This is a genomic window from Streptomyces sp. NPDC001858, assembly GCF_053594615.1.
In genome coordinates, this window is the sequence record NZ_JBSFEV010000004.1 from 388,742 (window position 1) to 410,374 (window position 21,633).

Annotated in this window: 16 protein-coding genes and 1 riboswitch; of the genes, 11 read left to right on the forward strand and 5 right to left on the reverse strand. The window is 70.8% G+C overall.

Annotated elements, in window-relative coordinates:
- Positions 1-267 precede the first annotated feature (267 nt).
- The gene (locus tag ACWCPF_RS08440) at positions 268-1,800 is read right to left on the reverse strand and encodes an MFS transporter (protein ID WP_451044185.1); all 1,533 of its coding nucleotides are present in this window, start codon (positions 1,798-1,800) and stop codon (positions 268-270) included.
- 496 nt (positions 1,801-2,296) lie between these two features.
- Between ACWCPF_RS08440 and ACWCPF_RS08445 the strand changes: the two genes are divergently transcribed.
- From ACWCPF_RS08445 to mfd, 3 genes are all read left to right on the forward strand, one after another.
- Complete coding sequence (locus ACWCPF_RS08445) at positions 2,297-3,085, forward strand: ABC transporter ATP-binding protein (RefSeq protein WP_451044186.1); 789 nt, start codon at positions 2,297-2,299, stop codon at positions 3,083-3,085.
- Positions 3,082-5,661, forward strand: coding sequence for an ABC transporter permease (locus ACWCPF_RS08450; protein ID WP_451044187.1), 2,580 nt, complete (start codon positions 3,082-3,084; stop codon positions 5,659-5,661). The genes ACWCPF_RS08445 and ACWCPF_RS08450 overlap by 4 nt, the downstream gene beginning before the upstream one ends.
- A gap of 242 nt (positions 5,662-5,903) precedes the next feature.
- On the forward strand, positions 5,904-9,437 hold the full coding sequence (gene mfd, locus ACWCPF_RS08455; protein ID WP_451044188.1) for a transcription-repair coupling factor: 3,534 nt from the start codon (positions 5,904-5,906) through the stop codon (positions 9,435-9,437).
- Between the two features lie 325 nt (positions 9,438-9,762).
- On the opposite strand, the gene ACWCPF_RS08460 is transcribed toward mfd, so the two are convergent.
- A complete protein-coding gene (locus tag ACWCPF_RS08460) occupies positions 9,763-10,326 on the reverse strand; it encodes a TetR/AcrR family transcriptional regulator (protein WP_451044189.1) in 564 nt (187 codons plus the stop codon).
- 106 nt (positions 10,327-10,432) lie between these two features.
- On the opposite strand from ACWCPF_RS08460, the gene ACWCPF_RS08465 reads away from it, so the two are divergent.
- On the forward strand, positions 10,433-11,368 hold the full coding sequence (locus tag ACWCPF_RS08465; RefSeq protein ID WP_451044190.1) for an SCO6745 family protein: 936 nt from the start codon (positions 10,433-10,435) through the stop codon (positions 11,366-11,368).
- A 129-nt stretch (positions 11,369-11,497) separates the two neighbouring features.
- Here the strand turns inward: ACWCPF_RS08465 and ACWCPF_RS08470 are convergent, their stop codons facing one another.
- Complete coding sequence (locus ACWCPF_RS08470) at positions 11,498-11,683, reverse strand: antitoxin (RefSeq protein ID WP_451044191.1); 186 nt, start codon at positions 11,681-11,683, stop codon at positions 11,498-11,500.
- A 234-nt stretch (positions 11,684-11,917) separates the two neighbouring features.
- Between ACWCPF_RS08470 and ACWCPF_RS08475 the strand changes: the two genes are divergently transcribed.
- On the forward strand, positions 11,918-12,676 hold the full coding sequence (locus tag ACWCPF_RS08475; protein ID WP_451044244.1) for an HNH endonuclease family protein: 759 nt from the start codon (positions 11,918-11,920) through the stop codon (positions 12,674-12,676).
- Here ACWCPF_RS08475 and ACWCPF_RS08480 read toward each other — a convergent pair.
- Positions 12,627-13,874 carry an MFS transporter gene (locus ACWCPF_RS08480; protein ID WP_451044245.1) on the reverse strand — a complete coding sequence of 416 codons (1,248 nt, stop codon included), beginning with the start codon at positions 13,872-13,874 and terminating at the stop codon, positions 12,627-12,629. The two genes, ACWCPF_RS08475 and ACWCPF_RS08480, sit on opposite strands and share 50 nt — an antisense overlap.
- A gap of 123 nt (positions 13,875-13,997) precedes the next feature.
- Here ACWCPF_RS08480 and ACWCPF_RS08485 point away from each other — a divergent pair, with 123 nt between their 5' ends.
- Positions 13,998-15,002 (forward strand): ArsR family transcriptional regulator, encoded by a 1,005-nt coding sequence (locus ACWCPF_RS08485; protein ID WP_451044192.1) that lies wholly within the window; start codon positions 13,998-14,000, stop codon positions 15,000-15,002.
- A 70-nt stretch (positions 15,003-15,072) separates the two neighbouring features.
- On the opposite strand, the gene ACWCPF_RS08490 is transcribed toward ACWCPF_RS08485, so the two are convergent.
- Entirely contained in the window at positions 15,073-15,495 is a 423-nt protein-coding gene (locus ACWCPF_RS08490) for a hypothetical protein (protein WP_451044193.1), read from the reverse strand.
- 305 nt (positions 15,496-15,800) lie between these two features.
- Here ACWCPF_RS08490 and ACWCPF_RS08495 point away from each other — a divergent pair, with 305 nt between their 5' ends.
- The 5 genes from ACWCPF_RS08495 (at position 15,801) to ACWCPF_RS08515 (ending at position 21,256) form a co-directional block, all read left to right on the forward strand.
- On the forward strand, positions 15,801-16,631 hold the full coding sequence (locus tag ACWCPF_RS08495) for a glycoside hydrolase domain-containing protein (protein ID WP_451044194.1): 831 nt from the start codon (positions 15,801-15,803) through the stop codon (positions 16,629-16,631).
- 142 nt (positions 16,632-16,773) lie between these two features.
- Positions 16,774-17,421, forward strand: coding sequence for a SurA N-terminal domain-containing protein (locus ACWCPF_RS08500; RefSeq protein WP_451044195.1), 648 nt, complete (start codon positions 16,774-16,776; stop codon positions 17,419-17,421).
- 113 nt (positions 17,422-17,534) lie between these two features.
- Positions 17,535-18,518 (forward strand): nucleoside triphosphate pyrophosphohydrolase, encoded by a 984-nt coding sequence (locus ACWCPF_RS08505; protein WP_451044196.1) that lies wholly within the window; start codon positions 17,535-17,537, stop codon positions 18,516-18,518.
- 155 nt (positions 18,519-18,673) lie between these two features.
- Positions 18,674-19,999: a cytochrome P450 family protein gene (locus ACWCPF_RS08510; RefSeq protein ID WP_451044197.1), complete on the forward strand. Its 1,326-nt coding sequence runs from the start codon at positions 18,674-18,676 to the stop codon at positions 19,997-19,999.
- A 189-nt stretch (positions 20,000-20,188) separates the two neighbouring features.
- On the forward strand, positions 20,189-21,256 hold the full coding sequence (locus tag ACWCPF_RS08515; RefSeq protein WP_451044198.1) for a LysM peptidoglycan-binding domain-containing protein: 1,068 nt from the start codon (positions 20,189-20,191) through the stop codon (positions 21,254-21,256).
- Between the two features lie 206 nt (positions 21,257-21,462).
- Positions 21,463-21,632, forward strand: a riboswitch (cyclic di-AMP (ydaO/yuaA leader).
- The last annotated feature ends 1 nt before the right edge of the window (position 21,633 follow it).

Here is a 21,633-nt window from a genome sequence, read left to right on the forward strand (position 1 = left end):
GGCGGGCCCGGTGGCTCGGTATCCCGGCAGGCTCGGTGCTCGCGGCGGTCCCCGGCCGTTCCGGCCGTTCTGGTATCCCGGCGGTCCTGCTTCAGCCCGGCGATCCGGTGCTCCCGGCGGTCTCAGCCGTTCTGGCGGTCCCGGTGCTCTTGGCGGTCCTGGTGGGCCCAGTTGTCCTGGCGCTGCCCACGTCCCGGTCCCCGCCCTCTCTGCCGGCCCGGCGGTCCCGGTGCCCGGTGTCTCTGCCGTTCCCGTCGGCCCGTCGGGTTACTCCGTTTGTACCGGGAAGCGGCGGGGGGCCAGGGTCAGGAGTAGGGCGAAGGCCGCCGCTGCCGCGCAGGACGCGCCCAGGTACACCGCGTGGACGGCGTCGGCGACCGCGTGGCGGGTCGCCTCGGTGGCGGCGCCGGTGTTCAGGTCGCGGGCGAGCGAGTCCAGGTCGCCCGCGCCGCCCAGGCGGGCGGCCAGCACGCCGTTGGCGACCGCGCCGAACACCGACGCGCCGATCGTCTGGCCGGTCTGCCGGCAGAACAGCACGGACGCGGTCGTCGTCCCGCGTTCCGACCAGCCGACCGTCGACTGCACGCCGATGAGCAGCGGGAGTTGGAAGAGGCCCAGCGCGGCGCCGAGCAGCAGCATCAGCAGGGTCGGCTGCCAGGCCTGGCCGGGGTAGGGAAGGAACGGGAACGCGAGCAGGATCAGCGTCGCCGTGCCGATGCCGAGCAGCGCGGTGTCGCGGAAGCCGATGCGCCGGTAGACGTGCTGGCTGAGGGCGGCGGAGAGCGGCCAGCTCAGCGTCCACACGGACAGGACGAAGCCGGCGGCCACCGGCCCCAGACCCAGCACCGCCTGGGCGTAGGTCGGCAGGAACACCGTCGGGGCCACCATCAGCAGGCCCAGCGCGCCGAGCGCGAGGTTGACCGCGGCGATCGTCCGGCGCCGCCACACCCAGCCGGGGATGATCGGCTCCGCGGCCCGGCGTTCGATGACGACGACGAGGCCGACCAGCGCCAGGCCCGCGGCGAACAGCGCGAGCGAGGGTCCCGACAGCCACGGCCAGGCCACCCCGCCCTGCACCAGCGCGGTCAACAGCACCCCGCCGCACGCGAACACCGCCAGCGCGCCCGCCCAGTCGACACGCGCGCGTGGAGACGATTTCTGCCGCGTCTCCCGTGGCTCCCGCGTCTGCCGTGTCTCCCTTTGCGGCTCGTGCAGATGACGGACGATCAGCCACAACGCGACCGCCCCGATGGGCAGGTTGACGAGGAAGATCCAGCGCCAGTCCGCGTAGGCGGCCATCACCCCGCCCAGCCCGGGCCCGGCGACCGCGGACAGCGCCCACACCGTGGACAGCTTCGCCTGGATCTTCGGGCGCTCCTTGAGCGGGTACAGGTCGGCGGCGAGCGTCTGCACGGTGCCCTGCAGCGCCCCGCCGCCCAGGCCCTGCACGATGCGGAACGCGATGAGCGCCCCCATGTTCCAGGCGAGCGCGCACAGCAGCGAGCCGAGCAGGAACAGGACGGCGCCGGCGACCAGCACCGGCTTGCGGCCGAAGGTGTCGGAGAGCTTGCCGTACACCGGCAGGGTGACGGTGACGGCGAGCAGGTAGCCGGAGAACAGCCAGGAGAAGACGGAGAACCCGCCCAGGTCGCCGACGATCTGCGGGACGGCCGTGGAGACGATGGTGGAGTCGAGCGCGGCCAGCGCCATGGCCAGCATGAGCGCGGCGACGACCGCTCCCCGCCGATGCGTCCGCGTCGGCTGCGCGGTCTCGCGTATCGCCGGTCTGGTGTCCCCCACGGATGTCCCTCCCCGTATTTTCCATGCCCCTTGCATCCAACTGCCGGAACACAGCTTCCCACTTGGCCCTCCCGTCGCCCGACCGCCACCCCTCAACGACGCGCTTCGCGCGACACCTGCTGAATTGTCGCGGGAGGGTGCAGCCTGACCGGGTCGAAGGGTGGACGGAACCCCGAGAGCGCGTCCACCCGACGGTGGACGGCCCCTAGGGGTCTCTCCGCACTACGGCTGGGGGAGGGTTCGTACCGTCGGAGGAGGAGAACGGCCCAGGTCGGTCCTTAACCTGGCTTTATGCCGCTGGGGGGCGGCACGCACACCGGCGGGGGGTGGGGTTAACCCCCCTGGAAGACGGGCCCGAGCACCAGCGCGCGGGACCCCCTCCCGCCGACAGACTCTTCGGCGTAGCGCTTCTCGCAACGCAGCTTCTCGCAACGCGGTTTCTCGCTACGCAGCATCTCGCACTGCAGCTTCTGACCTTCTACTGAGGAGACTTACCGTGACTTCGGCTGTGACCATTCCCAGGCACGAGGGCTCTGGAGGGCGTACGGCCGTCGCCGCGCGGGCGCGGCAGGTCGTCAAGGCGTACGGGTCCGGCGAGACCCGCGTCGTCGCCCTCGACCACGTCGACGTGGACATCGCCCGTGGCCAATTCACCGCGATCATGGGCCCCTCGGGGTCCGGCAAGTCCACCCTGATGCACTGCCTCGCCGGCCTCGACACCGTCACGTCGGGAGCGATTTACCTCGACGAGACCGAGATCACCGGGCTGAAGGACAAGAAGCTCACGAAGCTGCGCCGGGACCGGATCGGCTTCATCTTCCAGGCGTTCAACCTGCTGCCCACGCTGAACGCGATAGAGAACATCACGCTGCCCATGGACATCGCCGGCCGCAAGCCGGACAAGGGCTGGCTGGACCAGGTCGTGGAGACCGTCGGGCTCAGCGACCGGCTCAAGCACCGGCCCACCCAGCTCTCGGGCGGTCAGCAGCAGCGCGTCGCCGTGGCCAGGGCCCTCGCCGCCCGCCCGGAGATCATCTTCGGGGACGAGCCGACCGGAAACCTCGACTCGCGCGCGGGCGCCGAGGTACTGGGCTTCCTGCGCCGCTCGGTGGACGACCTGGGCCAGACCATCGTCATGGTCACGCACGACCCGGTGGCGGCCTCCTACGCGGACCGCGTGCTGTATCTCGCGGACGGCCGGATCGTCGACGAGATGTTCAAGCCGACCGCCGAGACCGTCCTCGACCGGATGAAGGACTTCGACGCGCGGGGGCGTACGTCATGACTGTCATGAAGACCTCGATGCGCAACTTCTTCGCGCACAAGGGACGGATGGCCCTGTCGGCCGTGGCGGTCCTGCTGTCGGTGGCGTTCGTGTGCGGGACGCTGGTGTTCACCGACACGATGAACACGACGTTCGACAAGCTCTTCGCCGCCACCTCCTCCGATGTGACGGTGAGCGCGAAGGGCGCCTCGGACACCGGTGAGACGACCTCGGAGAACGGCAAGCCGCCGGTCATGCAGGCCTCGGTGCTCGACGAGGTGCGCAAGGCGCAAGGGGTGAAGTCGGCGGAGGGGACCGTCTTCTCGACCTCCGTGACGGTCGTCGACGCCGACAAGGACAGCCTGTCGCCGTCCAGCGGCGCGCCCACCATCGTCGGCAGCTGGAACGGCAACGACGCCCGCACCATGAAGATCACCGAGGGCGCGGCCCCCAAGGGCGCCGACCAGATCATGGTGGACGAGGACACCGCCGACAAGCATCACCTCAAGCTCGGCGACGAGATCGGCGTGATCAGCGCGATCGGCACGCACACCGCGAAGATCTCCGGCATCGCCGCCTTCCAGGTCACCAACCCCGGTGCCGCGATCTTCTACCTGGACACCAGGACCGCCCAGGAGGCACTGGTCGGCCGGCCGGACGTCTTCACGAACGTGAACGTCACGGCGGCGGCCGGGCTGAGCGACGCGCAGCTGAAGAACAACGTCGTGGCCGCGATCGGCGCCGACTACAAGGTGCAGACCGCCAAGGAGACCGCCGACGCCAACGCCGCGGACGTGGGCGGCTTCCTGGACGTGATGAAGTACGCGATGCTCGGCTTCGCCGGGATCGCCTTCCTCGTCGGCATCTTCCTGATCATCAACACCTTCTCGATGCTGGTCGCCCAGCGCACCCGTGAGATCGGTCTGATGCGGGCCATCGGCTCCAGCCGCAAACAGGTCAACCGGTCGGTTCTCGCGGAGGCCCTGCTCCTCGGCGTGGTCGGCTCGCTCCTCGGCGTCGGCGCCGGCGTCGGCATCGCGATCGGCCTGATGAAGCTCATGAGCCTGACCGGCATGAACCTCTCCACGGACGATCTGACGGTCGCCTGGACCACCCCGGTGATCGGCATCGTCCTCGGCGTCGTCGTCACCGTACTCGCGGCCTACCTCCCGGCCCGCCGCGCCGGCAAGGTCTCCCCGATGGCCGCGCTGCGCGACGCGGGCGCCCCGGCCGACGCCAAGGCGGGCGCCGTACGGGCCGCCATCGGCCTGCTGCTGACCGGCGGCGGCGTCCTCGGCCTCTACCTCGCCAGCGCCGCCGACAAGGCCGCACAGGGCTCGCTCTGGCTCGGCCTGGGCGTGGTGCTCACCCTGCTCGGCTTCGTCGTGATCGGCCCGCTGCTGGCGGGTGTGGTGGTCCGGGTGCTGGGCGCGGTCGTCCTGCGGGCCTTCGGACCCGTCGGACGGATGGCGGAGCGCAACGCGCTGCGCAACCCGCGCCGCACCGGCGCCACGGGCGCGGCCCTGATGATCGGCCTCGCGCTGGTGGCCTGTCTGTCGGTGGTCGGCTCCTCCCTGGTCGCCTCGGCCACGGAAGAGCTGGACAGCAGCGTCGGCACGGACTTCATCATCCAGAGCGACAGCGGCCAGCTCATGACCCCGCAGGCGGTGCAGGCCATCAAGGCGACGCCGGAGCTGGCGCGGGTCACCGAGTACAAGCCGACCGAGGCCGACTTCACCACCCCCGACGGCAAGACGACCGACAAGACGGCGATCACCGCCGCCGACCCGACCTACGCGACCGACCTGCGCACCGAGACGGTCGCCGGCAACCTCGCCGACGCCTACCGTCCCGACTCGATGTCCGTCCACGAGAAGTTCGCCGAGGACCACAAGATCAGCCTCGGCTCCGAGATCTCCGTGGCCTTCCGGGACGGTTCCACCGCACGGCTGACGGTCCGCGCGATCACCAGTAGTGACGTCGTCATCGACCAGGGCGCGATGTACACCTCCATCGCCACTCTGAAGAAGTACGTCCCGGCCGACAAGCTGCCGCTGGACGCGCTGGTCTTCGCGACCGCGAAGGAGGGGCAGCAGGACGCCGCCTACACCTCGGTCAAGGCCGCTCTGCACGACTACCCGCAGTACACGGTCCGCGATCAGACCGACTACAAGCAGCAGCTCAAGGACCAGATCGGCCAGCTGCTGAACCTGATCTACGGCCTGCTCGCCCTCGCGATCATCGTCGCGATCCTGGGTGTGGTGAACACCCTGGCGCTGTCGGTGGTGGAGCGCACCAGGGAGATCGGCCTGATGCGGGCGATCGGCCTCTCCCGCCGTCAGCTGCGCCGCATGATCCGCATGGAGTCGGTCGTCATCGCCCTCTTCGGCGCCCTCCTGGGCCTCGGTCTGGGCATGGGCTGGGGCGCCACCGCCCAGCAGCTCCTCGCCCTGCAGGGCCTGGACGTCCTCGACATCCCGTGGCCGACGATCATCGGCGTGTTCATCGGCTCCGCGTTCGTGGGCCTGTTCGCGGCACTGATCCCGGCGTTCCGCGCGGGCCGCATGAACGTGCTGAACGCGATCGCCACGGACTGACCGGAGCCCACAGGGGCAACGACCCGGCATCGAGACGGACGGGGGTCTTCTCGATGCCGGGTTTCGTTGCCCCCCTTCGTCGCCCGCCGCGCCCCTCACCGTCCCCAGGGGTTGTCCACAGCCCCCGGCGAACCGCAGCGCCCCGTCGTACCCTGGACACCCCCGGCCCGTGACACGCGTCGGGCCCTTCGCGTTGCCAGCAACAAGCCCCGCCCCCGACCCCTCGGACGGAACAGCCCTCCATGAGCCTGCACGGTCTGCTCGACGCCGTCGTCAAGGACACCGCCCTCGCGGAAGCGATCCCCGCGGCCGCAGACGGCAACCGCATGCACATCGACCTGGTCGGCCCCCCGGCGGCCCGCCCCTTCGCGATCGCCGCCCTCGCCCGCGGAAGCGCCCGCACGGTGCTCGCCGTCACCGCCACCGGCCGCGAGGCCGAGGACCTGGCCGCCGCCCTGCGCTCGCTGCTCCCCCCGGACGGCGTCGTGGAGTACCCCTCCTGGGAGACGCTCCCGCACGAGCGCCTCAGCCCCCGCAGCGACACCGTCGGCCGCCGTCTCGCCATCCTGCGCCGCCTCGCCCACCCGCGTCCCGACGACCCGGAGACCGGCCCGGTCTCGGTCGTCGTCGCCCCGGTCCGCTCGGTGCTCCAGCCGCAGGTCAAGGGCCTCGGCGACCTGGAACCGGTGGCCCTGCGCACCGGTCAGAGCGCCGATCTGAACGCGATCGTCGAAGCCCTCGCCGCGGCCGCCTACGCGCGCGTGGAGCTCGTCGAGAAGCGCGGCGAGTTCGCCGTGCGCGGCGGCATCCTGGACGTGTTCCCGCCCACCGAGGAACACCCCCTGCGCATCGAGTTCTGGGGCGACGACGTCGAGGAGATCCGCTACTTCAAGGTCGCCGACCAGCGCTCCCTGGAAGTCGCCGACCACGGCCTGTGGGCCCCGCCCTGCCGTGAACTTCTGTTGACGGAAGAGGTGCGCACGCGTGCGCGTGCCCTCGCCGAGCAGCATCCCGAGCTGGGCGAGCTGCTCGGCAAGATCGGCGAGGGCATCGCCGTCGAGGGCATGGAGTCGCTGGCCCCGGTGCTCGTCGACGACATGGAGCTGCTGATCGACGTCCTGCCCGAGGGCGCGATGGCCGTCGTCTGCGATCCCGAGCGGGTACGCACGCGTGCCGCCGACCTCGTCGCGACCTCGCAGGAGTTCCTCCAGGCGTCGTGGGCGGCCACCGCCGGCGGCGGCGAGGCCCCCATCGACGTCGGCGCGGCCTCCCTGTGGTCCATCGCGGACGTCCGCGACCACGCGCGCGAGCTGAACATGATGTGGTGGTCGGTGTCGCCGTTCGCGGCGGACGAAGAGCTCGACGCGGACACCCTCAAGCTCGGCATGCACGCCCCCGAGACCTACCGCGGCGACACCGCGAAGGCCCTCGCGGACACCAAGGGCTGGCTCGCCGAAGGCTGGCGCGTCGTCTTCGTCACCGAGGCGCACGGCCCGGCGGCCCGCACGGTCGAGGTGCTCGGCGGTGAAGGCGTCGCGGCCCGGCTGGACGCCGACCTGACCGACCTCGGCCCCTCCCTCGTGCACGTGTCCTGCGGCTCGATCGACTACGGCTTCGTCGACCACGCGCTGCGCCTCGCCGTCCTCACCGAGACCGACCTGTCCGGCCAGAAGGCGGCCGGCAAGGACGGCGCGCGCATGCCCGCGCGCCGCAGGAAGACCATCGACCCGCTCACCCTGGAGGCGGGCGACTACATCGTCCACGAGCAGCACGGCGTGGGCCGCTACATCGAGATGGTGCAGCGCACGGTCCAGGGCGCCACGCGCGAGTACCTGGTCGTGGAGTACGCCCCCGCCAAGCGCGGCCAGCCCGGCGACCGGCTCTACATCCCCACCGACCAGCTGGAGCAGATCACCAAGTACGTCGGCGGCGAGGCCCCCACCCTGCACCGGCTCGGCGGCGCGGACTGGACGAAGACCAAGGCGCGCGCCAAGAAGGCCGTCAAGGAGATCGCCGCCGACCTCATCAAGCTGTACTCGGCCCGGATGGCCGCCCCCGGGCACGCCTTCGGCACGGACACCCCCTGGCAGCGCGAGCTGGAGGACGCCTTCCCCTACGCGGAGACGCCTGACCAGCTCACCACCATCGCCGAGGTCAAGGACGACATGGAGAAGACGGTCCCGATGGACCGGCTGATCTGCGGCGACGTCGGCTACGGCAAGACGGAGATCGCCGTCCGCGCCGCCTTCAAGGCCGTCCAGGACGGCAAGCAGGTCGCCGTCCTCGTGCCGACGACCCTTCTCGTGCAGCAGCACTTCGGCACGTTCGGCGAGCGGTACGCGCAGTTCCCGGTGAGCGTGAAGGCCCTCTCCCGCTTCCAGACCGACACCGAGGCGAAGGCGACCCTGGAGGGCCTGCGCGAGGGCTCCGTGGACGTCGTCATCGGCACCCACCGGCTGTTCTCCTCCGAGACGAAGTTCAAGGACCTCGGCCTGGTCATCGTCGACGAGGAGCAGCGCTTCGGCGTCGAGCACAAGGAGCAGCTGAAGAAGCTCCGCGCGAACGTCGACGTCCTGACGATGTCCGCCACGCCCATCCCGCGCACCCTGGAGATGGCGGTCACCGGCATCCGCGAGATGTCGACGATCACCACGCCCCCGGAGGAGCGCCACCCGGTGCTCACCTTCGTCGGCCCCTACGAGCAGAAGCAGATCGGCGCCGCCATCCGCCGTGAACTGCTGCGCGAGGGCCAGGTCTTCTACATCCACAACCGCGTCGAGTCCATCGACCGCGCGGCGGCGCGACTGCGCGAGATCGTGCCCGAGGCGCGCATCGCCACCGCCCACGGCCAGATGTCGGAGACCGCGCTGGAACAGGTCGTCGTCGACTTCTGGGAGAAGAAGTTCGACGTGCTCGTCTCGACGACGATCGTCGAGTCCGGCATCGACATCTCCAACGCCAACACGCTGATCGTGGAGCGCGGGGACACCTTCGGCCTGTCCCAGCTGCACCAGCTGCGCGGGCGGGTGGGTCGCGGCCGGGAACGCGGTTACGCCTACTTCCTCTACCCGCCGGAGAAGCCCCTCACGGAGACCGCGCACGAGCGGCTCGCGACCATCGCCCAGCACACCGAGATGGGCGCGGGCATGTACGTGGCGATGAAGGACCTGGAGATCCGCGGCGCGGGCAACCTCCTGGGCGGCGAGCAGTCCGGTCATATCGCGGGCGTCGGCTTCGACCTGTACGTGCGGATGGTCGGCGAGGCCGTCGCGGACTACCGGCGCCAGCTGGAGACCGGCGAGATCGAGGAGGAGCCGCCGCTCGAGGTCAAGATCGAGCTGCCCGTCGACGCGCACGTCCCGCACGACTACGCGCCCGGCGAACGGCTCAGGCTGCAGGCCTACCGCTCCATCGCCTCCGCCAACTCGGAGGACGACGTCAAGGCCGTCCGCGAGGAACTCGTCGACCGCTACGGCAAGTTGCCCGAACCGGTGGAGAACCTGCTGCTGGTGGCCGGCCTGCGGATGCTGGCACGCGCGTGTGGCGTCGGCGAGATCGTGCTCCAGGGCGCCAACATCCGCTTCGCGCCGGTGGAGTTGCGCGAGTCGCAGGAGCTGCGGCTGAAGCGGGTGTACCCCGGCTCGGTCATCAAGCCGGCCGTGCACCAGATCCTCGTACCGCGCCCCAAGCCCACGAGGGTCGGCGGCAAACCACTGGTCGGAAGGGAACTGCTGGGCTGGGTGGGCGAGTTCCTGGCGACGGTACTGGGGTCGTAGACGCCGCGGCCGGGGCGGCTACGGCGGCTTCGGCTCGGGTGAGCAGAACGGAAGCGCTCAGGTTCGTCGCGAGCTGGGGCTGCACGGGGGCGCGTGCGTAGGCGCCCAGGCACTCGGTGGACGGTGGCCGGGCCGTCCTCGGCCGTGATGTTCAACGGCGAGCGGGACGATGCGGTCAGCGGCGTGGGCGGCGGTCTCGGCGAGGTGCGCCGCCCGCCGGCCCGCGGCGATCACGCACGCTCGCAGCGCGGCGAAGGCATGGGCCGTGGCACGACCGATGCCGGTACCGGCGCCCGTGGCGACGGCGGTACGAGATTTTCGCGGGCTACGGGGACCGGAACAGCATGCCTGCCAGGGTTCGGAACACCTCTTCGGGGTCCCGCCCGGCCATCGCGTCGTCGAGGTTGTGGCCGAGGAGGAGCGTGGCGAAGCCGTGGGCCATCGACCAGGCGGCGATTCCGGCGAGGCGGTCGTCGGCCGCGCCGCCCTCGGGGCGGATGTGGGAGACGGCGGTGCGCAGGGCGTCGGCGGCCAGGGCGCGGGCCGTGGTGAGTTCGAGGTCGTCGGCCCGCAGGAGTCCGGGCGTGAACATCACCTGGAAGTGGGCGGGGTGTTCGCGGGCGAAGCGGACATAGCGCACGCCCGCGTCCTTCAGGTCGGCCGCCTCCTTGATCGTGGCCGCGAGCAGGCCGAAGCCCTCCGCCGCGATCGCCGTCAGCAGACCGGTGCGGTCGCGGAAGTGGTGAGCGGGCGCCGCGTGTGAGACGCCGGCCCGGCGGGCGAGATCGCGCAGGCTCAGCCCGGCGGGGCCGTCGGTGGCGATGGCGTCGAGGGCGGCGGTGAGGATGGCACGCCGCAGGTCGCCGTGGTGGTAGGGGCGGTCGGTCATGGACAGCAGCGTACGCCGCATCTAGGCATTGACAAGTTCGCGGGGGTCGGGCAATCTTGTCAGTGTCAAGTTGTGGGCGGATGCCGAACGAGACGGGGGAGACGCCATGTCCGAGAACGAGGTAGTCAGGCAGGAAGAGCGGCGCGAGCAGTACGGGCATCGCGAGCAGCGCGGGCTGGTCGAGCCGGCCCAGGCGCGCAGGCTCTGGCATCTGCTGGAGCCGCTGCACGCGGTGCTGTACTTCGCGCCGGAGGTCTTCGAGGAGGCCGGCGCGCTCGGCTACTCGGCCGAGGACCGCTGGGTGAACTACTTCCCGCTCCGCGCGGCCCCGTTGGGTCCGGTGAGCGCCGAGGCGGTGACCTCCGCGTTCTACAGCTTCCGGCCCGGCACGGTCGCCCGGTACATGGACGACGCCTGGAAGGTCGCCGACCCCGAAGCCGTCCTGGCGGCGCGACTGCGCGGCGTCGACCGGGTGTATCGCAGGCTGTTCGGCGACCTGATGGACCGTCCCGGACTGGCCGAGGCCGCCGTCCTCGCCCGCCGCGCCGCTGAGGCCGCGGTCACTGCAGGCCGCCCGCTCGCCGCGGCCAACGCCGCTCTGGAGTGGCCGAGCGAACCGCATCTCCAGCTCTGGCGGGCGGCCACCGTCCTGCGCGAGCACCGTGGCGACGGCCACCTGTCCGCCCTGCTCGTCGCCGGTCTCGACCCGACCGAGGCGCTGGTGTCCTTCGCGGCGATAGGCGCCGCCTCCGTCGAGCGCTTCGAGAGCCGCGGCTGGACCCGCGAGGAGTGGGCGGCGGCGCATGAGCGTCTGGCGGCCAGAGGCCTGATCGAGCCGGACGGCGATGCGGCCACGGAGCAGGGCCAAGAGCTGCGCCGCCGCATCGAAGAGGACACCGACCGGCTGGCGCTCGGCCCTTGGCAGGTCCTGGGGCCGGAGTCCACCGAGCGCCTCGCCGCCCTCCTGGGCGACTACTGGGTCGCGGTCATCGGCTCGGGCCTGCTGCCCTCGGAGTCGACGCTGGGCATCGGCAAGGTCTGAACGCCTGGGTCCCGTCGGACGGAGTGAAGCCGCCCGCAGGGTGTGGCTCTCTGCGGACGGCGTGGAACGCGCTGGGTGACGCCGGCAGGCGTCCACGGGTGGAGTCGAGGTTTCGGGCAGGCGGGCAGGCTAGGGCTTGTCGGGCCGGTCCTCGTCCATGCCGAGCCGCTCGTGCATCTTCTGCTGTCCGGAGTCGACCTGGGACTCGTACTTGTTGCCCGTTTTCTCGTTGACCTGCTTCTCCGCGGCGTCGGACATGTCCCTTGCCTTGCCGTGTGCCGCCTTGTTGCTCTTGAACCTGTCGAAGATGCCCATCCAGAGCTCCTTCCGGGGGTGACTCACCATTGACGATATTCCCGAGATGAGAGAGATGCCCACTTGAGGGGGCTGTGGTCTGGACCTCCCGGCTGCCTCCGAGCGCCCCCTCGCTACCGTGTGTGCGAGACGTCGTCGGGGGAATCCGCCCTGTGCGGGGTGGCAGTGGGCGAGCAAGGGGGAGGGCGCGTGAAGCGGCTGAGGGGTGGGGCGGGCGGGTGCGGCCGCCGGGCTGTGCCGTCGGTGGCTGTGCCGTCGGCGGTCGGGGCGGTGGTGGCCTTGCTGCTTGTGACCGGGTGCGAGGCCCCTGACGTGGGAGGCCCTGCCGCGGGCTCGACGCCGACCGCGTCCGACGGGCGGGCGGTCGGTCCGCTGGCGAATCCCGAGGGAACGAAGCCCGGGCTTGCTCCGCTGACTTCGGCGGAGGACAAGAGCAAGGCTCGGGCGCTGATCGAAAAGGTGGCCACGAAGGGCCGCGGCCCGAAGACCGGCTACGACCGTGACAAGTTCGGCTATGCGTGGATGGACTCCGTCGACGGCGTCCCGCTGGCGCACAACGGCTGCGACACTCGAAACGATCTTATAAAGCGCGATGGTCAGGACCTGCGTTTCAAGGCGGGCTCCGACTGCGTGGTCATCTCCATGACCCTCGACGACCCGTATACCGGCACGACGATCGAGTGGCGCAAGACGCAGGCGACCAAGGTCCAGATCGACCATGTGATGCCGTTGTCCTACGACTGGCAGATGGGCGCCTCGCGGTGGTCCAAGGCCAAGCGCGAGCAGATAGCGAACGATCCCTTGAATCTTCTGCCGGTATCGGGGTCGACCAACGGTTCCAAGAGCGACTCGGGCCCGGCGGCGTGGCTTCCGCCGAACAAGCAGATCCGCTGCTCGTACGCGGTGCGGTTCGCCCAGGTGTCCCTCAAGTACGAACTGCCGGTCACGACGGCGGACAAGCAGATGATGCTGCGCCAGTGCGGCGGCGCTTGACCGGCGCTGTGAGCAACGCGAGGAGCGGAGTCCGGCTGCTTCTCGCCAGAGCGAGGAGGTGCCGGCCGAGGGCGAGTGCGGCGAGCAGCGCCAGGAGCGCACACACACCGTGCCACCCGGCCTGGCCGTAGGCGTGCACCCCGAGCCAGGAACCTCCGCTGCCGCCCAGGTAGGCGCAGGTCATATAGGCGGTGTTGAGCCTGCTGCGGGCGTCGGGACGCAGCGCGTAGACCCGGGCCTGATTGGCGACCATGCCTGACTGCATGGCGATGTCGAGCAGCAGCGTGCCGGTGACCAGGGCGGCCAGTCCCACTGCGCTGCCCCGGGCGCCCGCGGCCAGGACCGCGGCGGCGGCGAGGACCGCGAGCAGGCAGACGAGGTTCATCCGGTCGGGTCCGTGGCGGTCCACCAGGCGTCCGGCGAGCGGTGTGCAGAGCATGGTCGCTGCGCCGACCAGGGCGAGCAGCCCCACGGCCTGGGCGCCGAGGCCGTAGGCCGGGCCGGTGAGGAGGAGCGCCAGGCAGGTCCACACGGCAGAGAAGCCGGCGAAGACCGTCGCCTGGTAGAAGCAGGAGCGGCGCAGTTCGGGCTCGGTGCGCAGCAGGCGCAGCGGCTCGGCCAGGAGGGCCGGGTACGGCTGACGGGAGGGTGGCGTCGTGTCGGGCACCGTGCGGGCCAGAACGCCTGCGAGCAGCAGGGTGACGGCCGCGGCGACCAGGTAGGGGACCCGCCATCCCAGCCATTCGCCGAGTGCCCCGCTGAAGGTGCGAGCGAGCAGCATGCCGCCGATCGACCCGCTCAGCAGGGTGCCGATCACGGCTCCGCGGCAGTCGTCGGCGACCAGTCCGGCGGCCAGCGGGCCGATGAGCGGAGCGGCCACGGTGGTGAGGCCGATGAGGGCGCCGGCGGCGATGAGCAGTGTCAGCGTGGGGGCGCAGCCCGCGGCGAGCAGGGCCAGGCCGGTCAGAGCGAGCAGGGCGACGAGGAACGAGCGGTGCGGGAGCCGGTCACCGAGGGGTACCAGCAGGAATATTCCGGTCGTGTAGCCGGCCTGAGTGGCGGTCACGACCAGGGAGGCCGCATCGGGAGACGTGTGCAGTCCTGCGGCGATCAAGGGGATGAGCGCTTGGGGGAAGTAGATGTTGCCGACGGCCACCGCGCAGGTCAGGGCCAGGATCAGGGTCGTCCGACGGCTCATCATCTTTGGCCCACCGGCCCGCCGGCGACGTAGAGGTGACGACGTGAAGGAGGAGGTGTGTGTGTCATGCCGGAAGTCCACGGCATCGACGTTGCGTCGCCAATCGATGTAGCTTCTCGCTTAATGATCAGCTTTGTGCTGGGTGTCGAGGACCTCGCGGACACGCGCTTCGCCCTGTCGCCCGTGCACGAGACTCTGCTCAGCCTACGGGTCCTCCAGGATCCGGGGCTGTCCGCGCTGCACCTCCCGTGGCGCAGGGCAGTGCTCGGCAGGATCGGCGCCCTCGACACCGGGCTGCTGATGTCCCTGGTTGCCCGCAGGCGCACGATCCCCGACTTCCTGACCCCGCAGCCCACGGGCTTCGCGCCGACCTTCGCGGAGCAGCTGGCCGTAGTCCGCCAGGCGTCCCCCGCGCGGGTGCGCCATGACCTGGTGACCGCACATGCCCCCGACCGGCTTCCCGCACCTCTGCACGACGCCACTGCGGCCGACGACGCATCCGTCCTCGGACTACGTGATGCCGTGTGCGAGCTGCTGCGGCAGTTCTGGGAGGCGGCCATCGAGCCGGAGTGGCGGCGGATGCGGCTGCTTCTCGAAGCCGACATGACCTACCGGGCGCGGCAACTGGCGGTGGGCGGGGCCCGCTTGCTGTTCGCGGACATGCACCCGAACGTGCGCTGGCACGACGGCGTCCTGCACATCGACAAGATGATCGGCAGGCATCGCGTCGCCGCGTCCGGCCGTGGTCTGCTGCTCCTGCCGTCCGTGTTCGCGCACAAACCGGCGCCTCCGGTCGGTCCGGAAGAGCCGCCCCGGCTCGTCTATCCGAGCCGGGGTGTGGCCACCCTGTGGGCCACACCGCCGGCCGCCGACGCGACGGCCCTCACGGCACTGCTGGGCGCACCCAGGGCAAGACTGCTCACCTTGCTCGAAGAGCCGCTCGCCACGGTCGAGATCGCCCGCCGCCTCCGGGTGACGCCGAGCGCCGTGTCCCAGCAGCTGCGCGTGCTCCACGCGACGGGGCTCGTCACCCGGGCACGCGACGGACGCCGGGTCCTGTACAGACGCAGCCACCTCGGCGACCGACTGACCGAATCGAGCCGGCCCGACGAGGCCGCGACGTTCTGAACACCGTTCCGGAACACCGCTCCGGAACACCGCAACGAAACCCCGCTCCTGAACTTCGCTCCGGCACGGGTCACTGCCCGTACGGGTACCCCTGCTGGTAGGGGTTCGGCTGGCCCGTTCCGTATGCCGGGCCGGTCGCCAGGCCGGTCGACGGGCCCGTGGCCCACGCCCGCTTGTCGAACATCGCGAACAGCAGCAGCATCGTCGCCGTCAGCAGGGTCACCAGCACGGTGATGCCCAGGACGAGGTCCGCGTCGTCGTTCTTCGAGACCGCCGCCCAGACCAGGACCACGCACTCGTACAGCGTGAACGAGGCGAAGGCCGCCCAGTCGGAGGCGAGCCGGCGGCGGATCGCCACGTACAGGAAGGGCAGCCAGACCAGGAAGCCCAGCGAGCCCCACACCAGGACCACCCAGGCGAGCCGCTGGAACCAGCCGGCTTCGAGCCGTCTCTCCGAGCCCGTAGCCGTCGTCGCAGTCGTCGGCATCGTCATGTGTCGCCCCCCAAGTCACCAGGGGGCAAGAGTAGGACACCGTCAGGCCGTGCCAGGGCCTCGCTTCTTTACTGTGACATGAGCGAATCTTGTCGCTCTGTGGGACCTGTGTTTCCCGGGCGCAGGGGCGCCGCGGGTTACGGTGCGATCCGTTTCCGGTCCGGTCCGGTACGTCGAGTCGAGACCGTATCGTCGCTCCGGAACAGGGGACTTCAGCGCGGCACACACCAGGACACGCACGAAGACGTGCACGAAGACACGCACGAAGACACAGACGAAGACGTAAACGAACGATGGGGTGGGGGATGGCCGAGCACCGGCAGTCCAGAAAGCGCAGATACATCACGTGGGGCGTGGCCGGCGCGGCCGTCCTCGCGGGGGCCGGGATAGCGGCGCAGACGTCGATGGCGGCCACCGTCTGGCCCGCGCAGAAGACGTACACCGGCACCGCGTTCGACACCTGCACCGCGCCCTCGCTGGCCGCGATGAAGGCCTGGAAGAGCAACGGCTTCTACGGGGCCGCGGCCGTCTACGTCGGCGGCAAGAACCGGGGCTGCAACCAGCCCAACCTGACCGCTTCCTGGGTGAAGTCGGTCAACGCGACCGGGATGAAGCTCATCCCGATCTACGTCGGCGCCCAGCCGTTCTGCCAGACCGGCTCCAGCCCCGAGAAGCTCACCGCCGCCACGGCCGCCTCCCTCGGCGCGACCGACGGCGCGGACGCGGTCGCCAAGTCCGCCGCGCTCGGCATGAAGGCCGGCAGCCCGATCTACCTCGACATGGAGCCCTACGACATCACGGACAAGGCGTGCAACGACGCCGTGCTGACGTATGTCCGCTCCTTCACCAAGACGCTGCGCGCCAAGACGTACCGCGCCGGCTACTACGGCTTCAGCAGCTCCAGCGCCAAGGCGATCGCCACCGCCACGAACAAGACGGACCTGCCGGGCAACCTGTGGTACGCGCTGTGGGACAACAAGAACACCACGACCACGGACTGGCCGTGGGGCGCCACCCAGTACACGAACCACAGCCGAGGCCACCAGTACATGGTCAACAGCAAGGAGACCCGCGGCGGCTACACGATCACCGTGGACCGCGACGCGTGGGACGCCCCGGTCGCCATCATCGGCTGAACCACACCACCCGCGGGGCGCGGCGGTGCCGGAAGTCCTGGTGAATCGTTGGTCGAATGGGTTGGCCCCAGCCGCCCCACTGCCTACCATCGATCACCGCAAGACCTTGTGCCCCGTCGCACAATCTCCTCGGGAGGCTTCCTTGCACCGCCGTCGTCGTCGCACCGCGCTCCTGCTGTCCGCCGCGATCGCGGCCGCCCCCCTCCTGACCGCCTGCGGGAACGACGCGCATCCCGGCGCGGCGGCCGTCGTGGGCGGCCAGCGGATCACCGTCGCCCAGCTGGAGAGCCGGGTGAACGAGGTGCGCACGGCCCAGCGCGCCGCGGTCACCGACGACGCGCAGTACGCGCAGGCCGTCGCCCAGACCGGCACCCTCACCCGGGACACCCTGCACGGCATGGTCCTGGACCGGGTGCTGCACCGCGCGGCCGAGGACGCGGGCGTCACCGTCACCCCCCGCGAGGTGCAGGCGCTGCGGGCCGGCCTGGAACAGCAGGCGGGCGGCGCGCAGGGCCTGGAGACGGCCTGGCTTCAGCAGTACGGCATCCCGCCGCAGCGTCTCGACGAGAACCTGCGCCTCCAGCTGGAGGCGCAGAAACTCGCCACCGGCCTCGGCACGGACACCAGCCAGCCGGCCTTCTGGAGCGCGCTGTCCAAGGCGTCCAAGGCCCTCGGCGTCGACCTCAACCCGCGCTACGGCGACTGGGACGCGCAGAAAGTGGCCCGCGTCGACGCGAAGACGCCGTGGGTACGAGAGGTCACCGCGTCGGGGACCCAGACGACGACGTGACGGCACGGTGATACGGCGATGCGACGACGTGACGGAGCGTCCGATGGAACGTCCGATGGAACGTCCGTGCGAATGATCGCGGGGCTGTCGGTGGCGTGCGTTACGTTCGAGGGGTGAACGCAACCAGCTCCGCCGCCGTCGACGACCCCGGCCGCGTCGTCCTGCTCACCACCAGCCATCGCGTCGCCCCCGGCCTGCTGTCCTGGCCCGCCTGGCAGACGCTGCGCGCGGCGGACCGGGTGCTGTGCGCGGACGGCGCGCATCCGCAGCTGCCCTATCTGCGCGACGCGGGCCTTGCGGTCGAGGAGATCTCCCCGACCGCCGAGGAACTGATCGCCGCCTGTGCCGACGGCGGCACGGTGGTGGTCGTGGCGACCGGCGAGGGCGAACCGGCCCTCACCGACGGCCTGGCCCGGCTGGCCGGCTCCGGCCGCGTGGCGATGCCCGAGCTGGAGCTGCTCCCCGCCTCCTACGACCTCCCCGGCGCCCGGCTCCTCGACCTCGTCCAGGTCATGGACCGCATCCGCGCCGAGTGCCCGTGGTCGTCGCAGCAGACCCACAAGGGTCTCGCCAAGTACGGCATCGAGGAGTCCTACGAACTCGTCGAGGCGATCGAGGACGGCGACCGCGACGAACTCCGCGAGGAACTGGGCGACGTCCTGCTCCAGGTCGTCTTCCACGCCCGGATCGCGGAGGAGGACCCGGACTCCCCGTTCTCCATCGACGACGTCGCGGGCACGATCGTCGCCAAGCTCATCCACCGCCATCCCCATGTCTTCGGCGACGAGACGGCCACGACCCCGGAGGAGGTCAAGGCGCACTGGCTGCGCACGAAGGCGATAGAGAAGCAGCGGGAGTCGGTGACGGACGGCGTCCCCCTCGGTCAGCCGGGCCTCGCGCTCGCGGCGAAGCTGTCGTCGCGCGTGCGGACGGCCGGACTGGAGGTGCCCCTCCCCGCCTCCGACGGCATCGGCTACGAACTGCTCGCCCTGGCGGCCCGGGCGGAGGCCGAGGGCGTGGATCCGGAGGCGGCGCTGAGAGCGGCGGCCCGCGCCTACCGGGACGCGATCAGGGGCGCCGAAGGCGTGCAGGAGTAGTCACGTGAGCAGGTGCGCAGGTGCGCAGGTGCGCAGGTGCGCAGGCGAACAGGTGAGTTCCTGAGCCGGCCGCTGCGCCCCGGTGCGCGCGGCGCTCACCGCGAACACCGATGCGAGGCGCAGGCGCTCGTCGTGAACACCGCTACCGTCAAGGAGTGACCGACCAGCCCCACCCCACGGCGGACGCCCGGCCCGACGACCGGCCCGATGCCCTGCCCGACGCCCCGCCCGCCCCGGAACTCTTCACCTGGGAGTTCGCCACCGACCCCTACCCCGCCTACGCCTGGCTCCGGGAGCACGCGCCCGTGCATCGGACCGAACTGCCCAGCGGCGTCGAGGCCTGGTTGGTCACGCGCTACGGCGACGCGAAGCAGGCGCTCGCCGACCAGCGGCTCTCCAAGAACCCCGCGCATCACGACGAACCCGCGCACGCCAAGGGCAAGACCGGCATCCCCGGTGAGCGCAAGGCCGAGCTGATGACGCATCTGCTGAACATCGACCCGCCGGACCACACCCGGCTGCGCCGGCTCGTCAGCAAGGCGTTCACCCCCCGCCGGGTCGCCGAGTTCGCGCCACGGGTACAGGAGTTGACGGATCAGCTCATCGACCGGTTCGCGGCCGACGGCGAGGCCGACCTCATCCACGACTTCGCCTTCCCGCTCCCCATCTACGCCATCTGCGACCTCCTGGGCGTCCCCCGCGAGGACCAGGACGACTTCCGCGACTGGGCCGGGATGATGATCCGGCACGGCGGAGGGCCGCGGGGCGGGGTCGCGCGGTCGGTGAAGAAGATGCGCGGCTATCTGCTGGAGCTCATCCACCGCAAGCGCGCGGAGCTGCCGGCCGAGCCCGCGCCCGGCGAGGACCTCATCTCCGGCCTCATCCGCGCCTCCGACCACGGCGAGCACCTCACCGAGAACGAGGCCGCGGCCATGGCCTTCATCCTCCTGTTCGCGGGCTTCGAGACGACCGTCAACCTCATCGGGAACGGCACCTACGCCCTCCTCACCCACCCCGAGCAGCGCGAACGTCTCCAGCGGTCGCTGACCGAGGACGACGGCGACCGCACCCTCCTGGAGACCGGCGTCGAGGAACTGCTGCGCTACGACGGCCCCGTGGAGCTCGCCACCTGGCGGTTCGCGACCGAGCCGCTCAGCCTCGGCGGGCAGGACATCGCGCCGGGCGACCCCGTCCTCGTCGTCCTGGCGGCCGCCGACCGCGATCCGGCCCGCTTCGCCGACCCCGACCGCCTCGACCTGTCCCGCCGTGACAATCAACACCTCGGCTACGGCCACGGCCTCCACTACTGCCTGGGCGCTCCGCTGGCCCGGCTGGAGGGCCAGACCGCGCTGGCCGCGCTGCTCACCCGGCTGCCCGACCTCCGACTGGCCGTGGACCCGGCCCAGTTGAGATGGCGTGGCGGGCTCATCATGCGCGGGCTGCGGACGCTTCCGGTCGAGTTCAGTTCCGTGCGTATCTGATCGGATGTCAGCCGTAGTGTGACCGTGCGGCGAAGCAAAGGTGACCGACCCTCAACTCTGTGATCTTCACGTGATCTGCGCGGCATGAACTTGTGACAAGTGATCGTATGCCGATACGTTCACTCGTCAGCGCGATATGTCAGTCGCACGCGTCGCGCCGGTTACTGCTGTCCAGAGAAAGGCCCTCGCATGCTCTCCGGGAACGGTCGTCATCGTCGCCCCCGTCAGGCTCCGGCCCTCCTCGTCGCGGCCGGAGTGACCGGGTCCGCCATCGCCATCCCGCTGCTGGCCGCCTCCGGCGCGAGCGCCGCCGAGGGCACGGTGTGGGACAAGGTGGCGCAGTGCGAGACCGGCGGCTCGTGGAGCGCCGACAAGGGCGGCGAGCACGGCGGCCTGAGCCTCACCCAGAAGGAATGGGAGACGTACGGCGGGCTCGACTACGCGGCGAGCGCCGATCTGGCCAGCCGCAACCAGCAGATCGCCGTGGCGCAGAAGCTGCTCGCCGCCGAGAACATCGGCGCGTGGGGCACCTGCGGGCTGACCTCCGGACTCACCCAGGAGAACGGCGCGCTGGCCGTGGACACCGGCGTGGCGGACGACTCGTCCGACTCGTCTTCGTCGTCCGGATTGTCCGACCTGTCCAAGGGGCTGGGCGGCGACTCCTCGGATTCCTCCGGCTCTTCGGGCTCCTCGGACGCTTCGGGCTCGTCGAGCGCCGACAGCGGTTCGGCGGGATCGCCGGAGTCGCCCGACTCGTCCGCTGATTCCTCCGGTTCGCCCACGACGTCCCCTTCGTCTCCTTCATCTCCTTCGTCCCCCTCGTCCTCCGTCACGGGCGACCCCGCCGGGACCGACGGCTCCCCCTCGTCGGCCTCGGGTGCGGGCGATTCGGGCGACTCGGGCAATTCGGTCCAGGAGGCGGGCTCTTGGAGCCTCGTCGACACCGGCTCGCTCGGCTCCGGCAAGCACCGCGGCGCGACCGCCGACGAGAGCGCGGCCCCCACGACGAAGAGCGCCACCGACACGGCCGACACCGCTGCGGCCGACACCGCCGTGAGCGCTCTCTCCGCCGCTTCCGCCGGCCGGCACGCCGCGGTCACCTATGTGGTGCAGGAAGGCGACTCCCTTGCCTCCATCGCCGACTCCCTTGACATCGACGGCGGATGGCGGGCCCTCTACGCCGAGAACCGGGACCTCATCGGCGCCGACCCGAACGGCATCGCCCCCGGTCAGACCCTCGACACGGCGGTCCAATAGGGCAGGAACGCACCGAAAAACGCCGGGAGTTCACGTCATACTTCGCTCCAGAATGTCCGGTTTGGTGAAAGTGTGGGATGAGTCTCAGAAGCCCTGATCGTCTTTGAAATTCCGCGGATCGCGTGGCTACGGTCAAGGCCGCTCGGCAATCCGAGCCCCGGTCGTCGCAACGCCGAGTCCTGCCAGTGGCCGCCCGGGAACAGTCGTCGCGTCAAGCGCCGTAGGCAGGAGCGGGGGACCCAAGGTAAGCGCCGGAACCAGCGGTTGACGCCGGATCCGGCTTGGGGTGAAGCCACGCCTCCCACGGAGGAGTGGCCGGGCAACTCACACGGCCCGAACCCGACAGCTCACCTCGCAGGCGTCGGTGAGGGGATCCA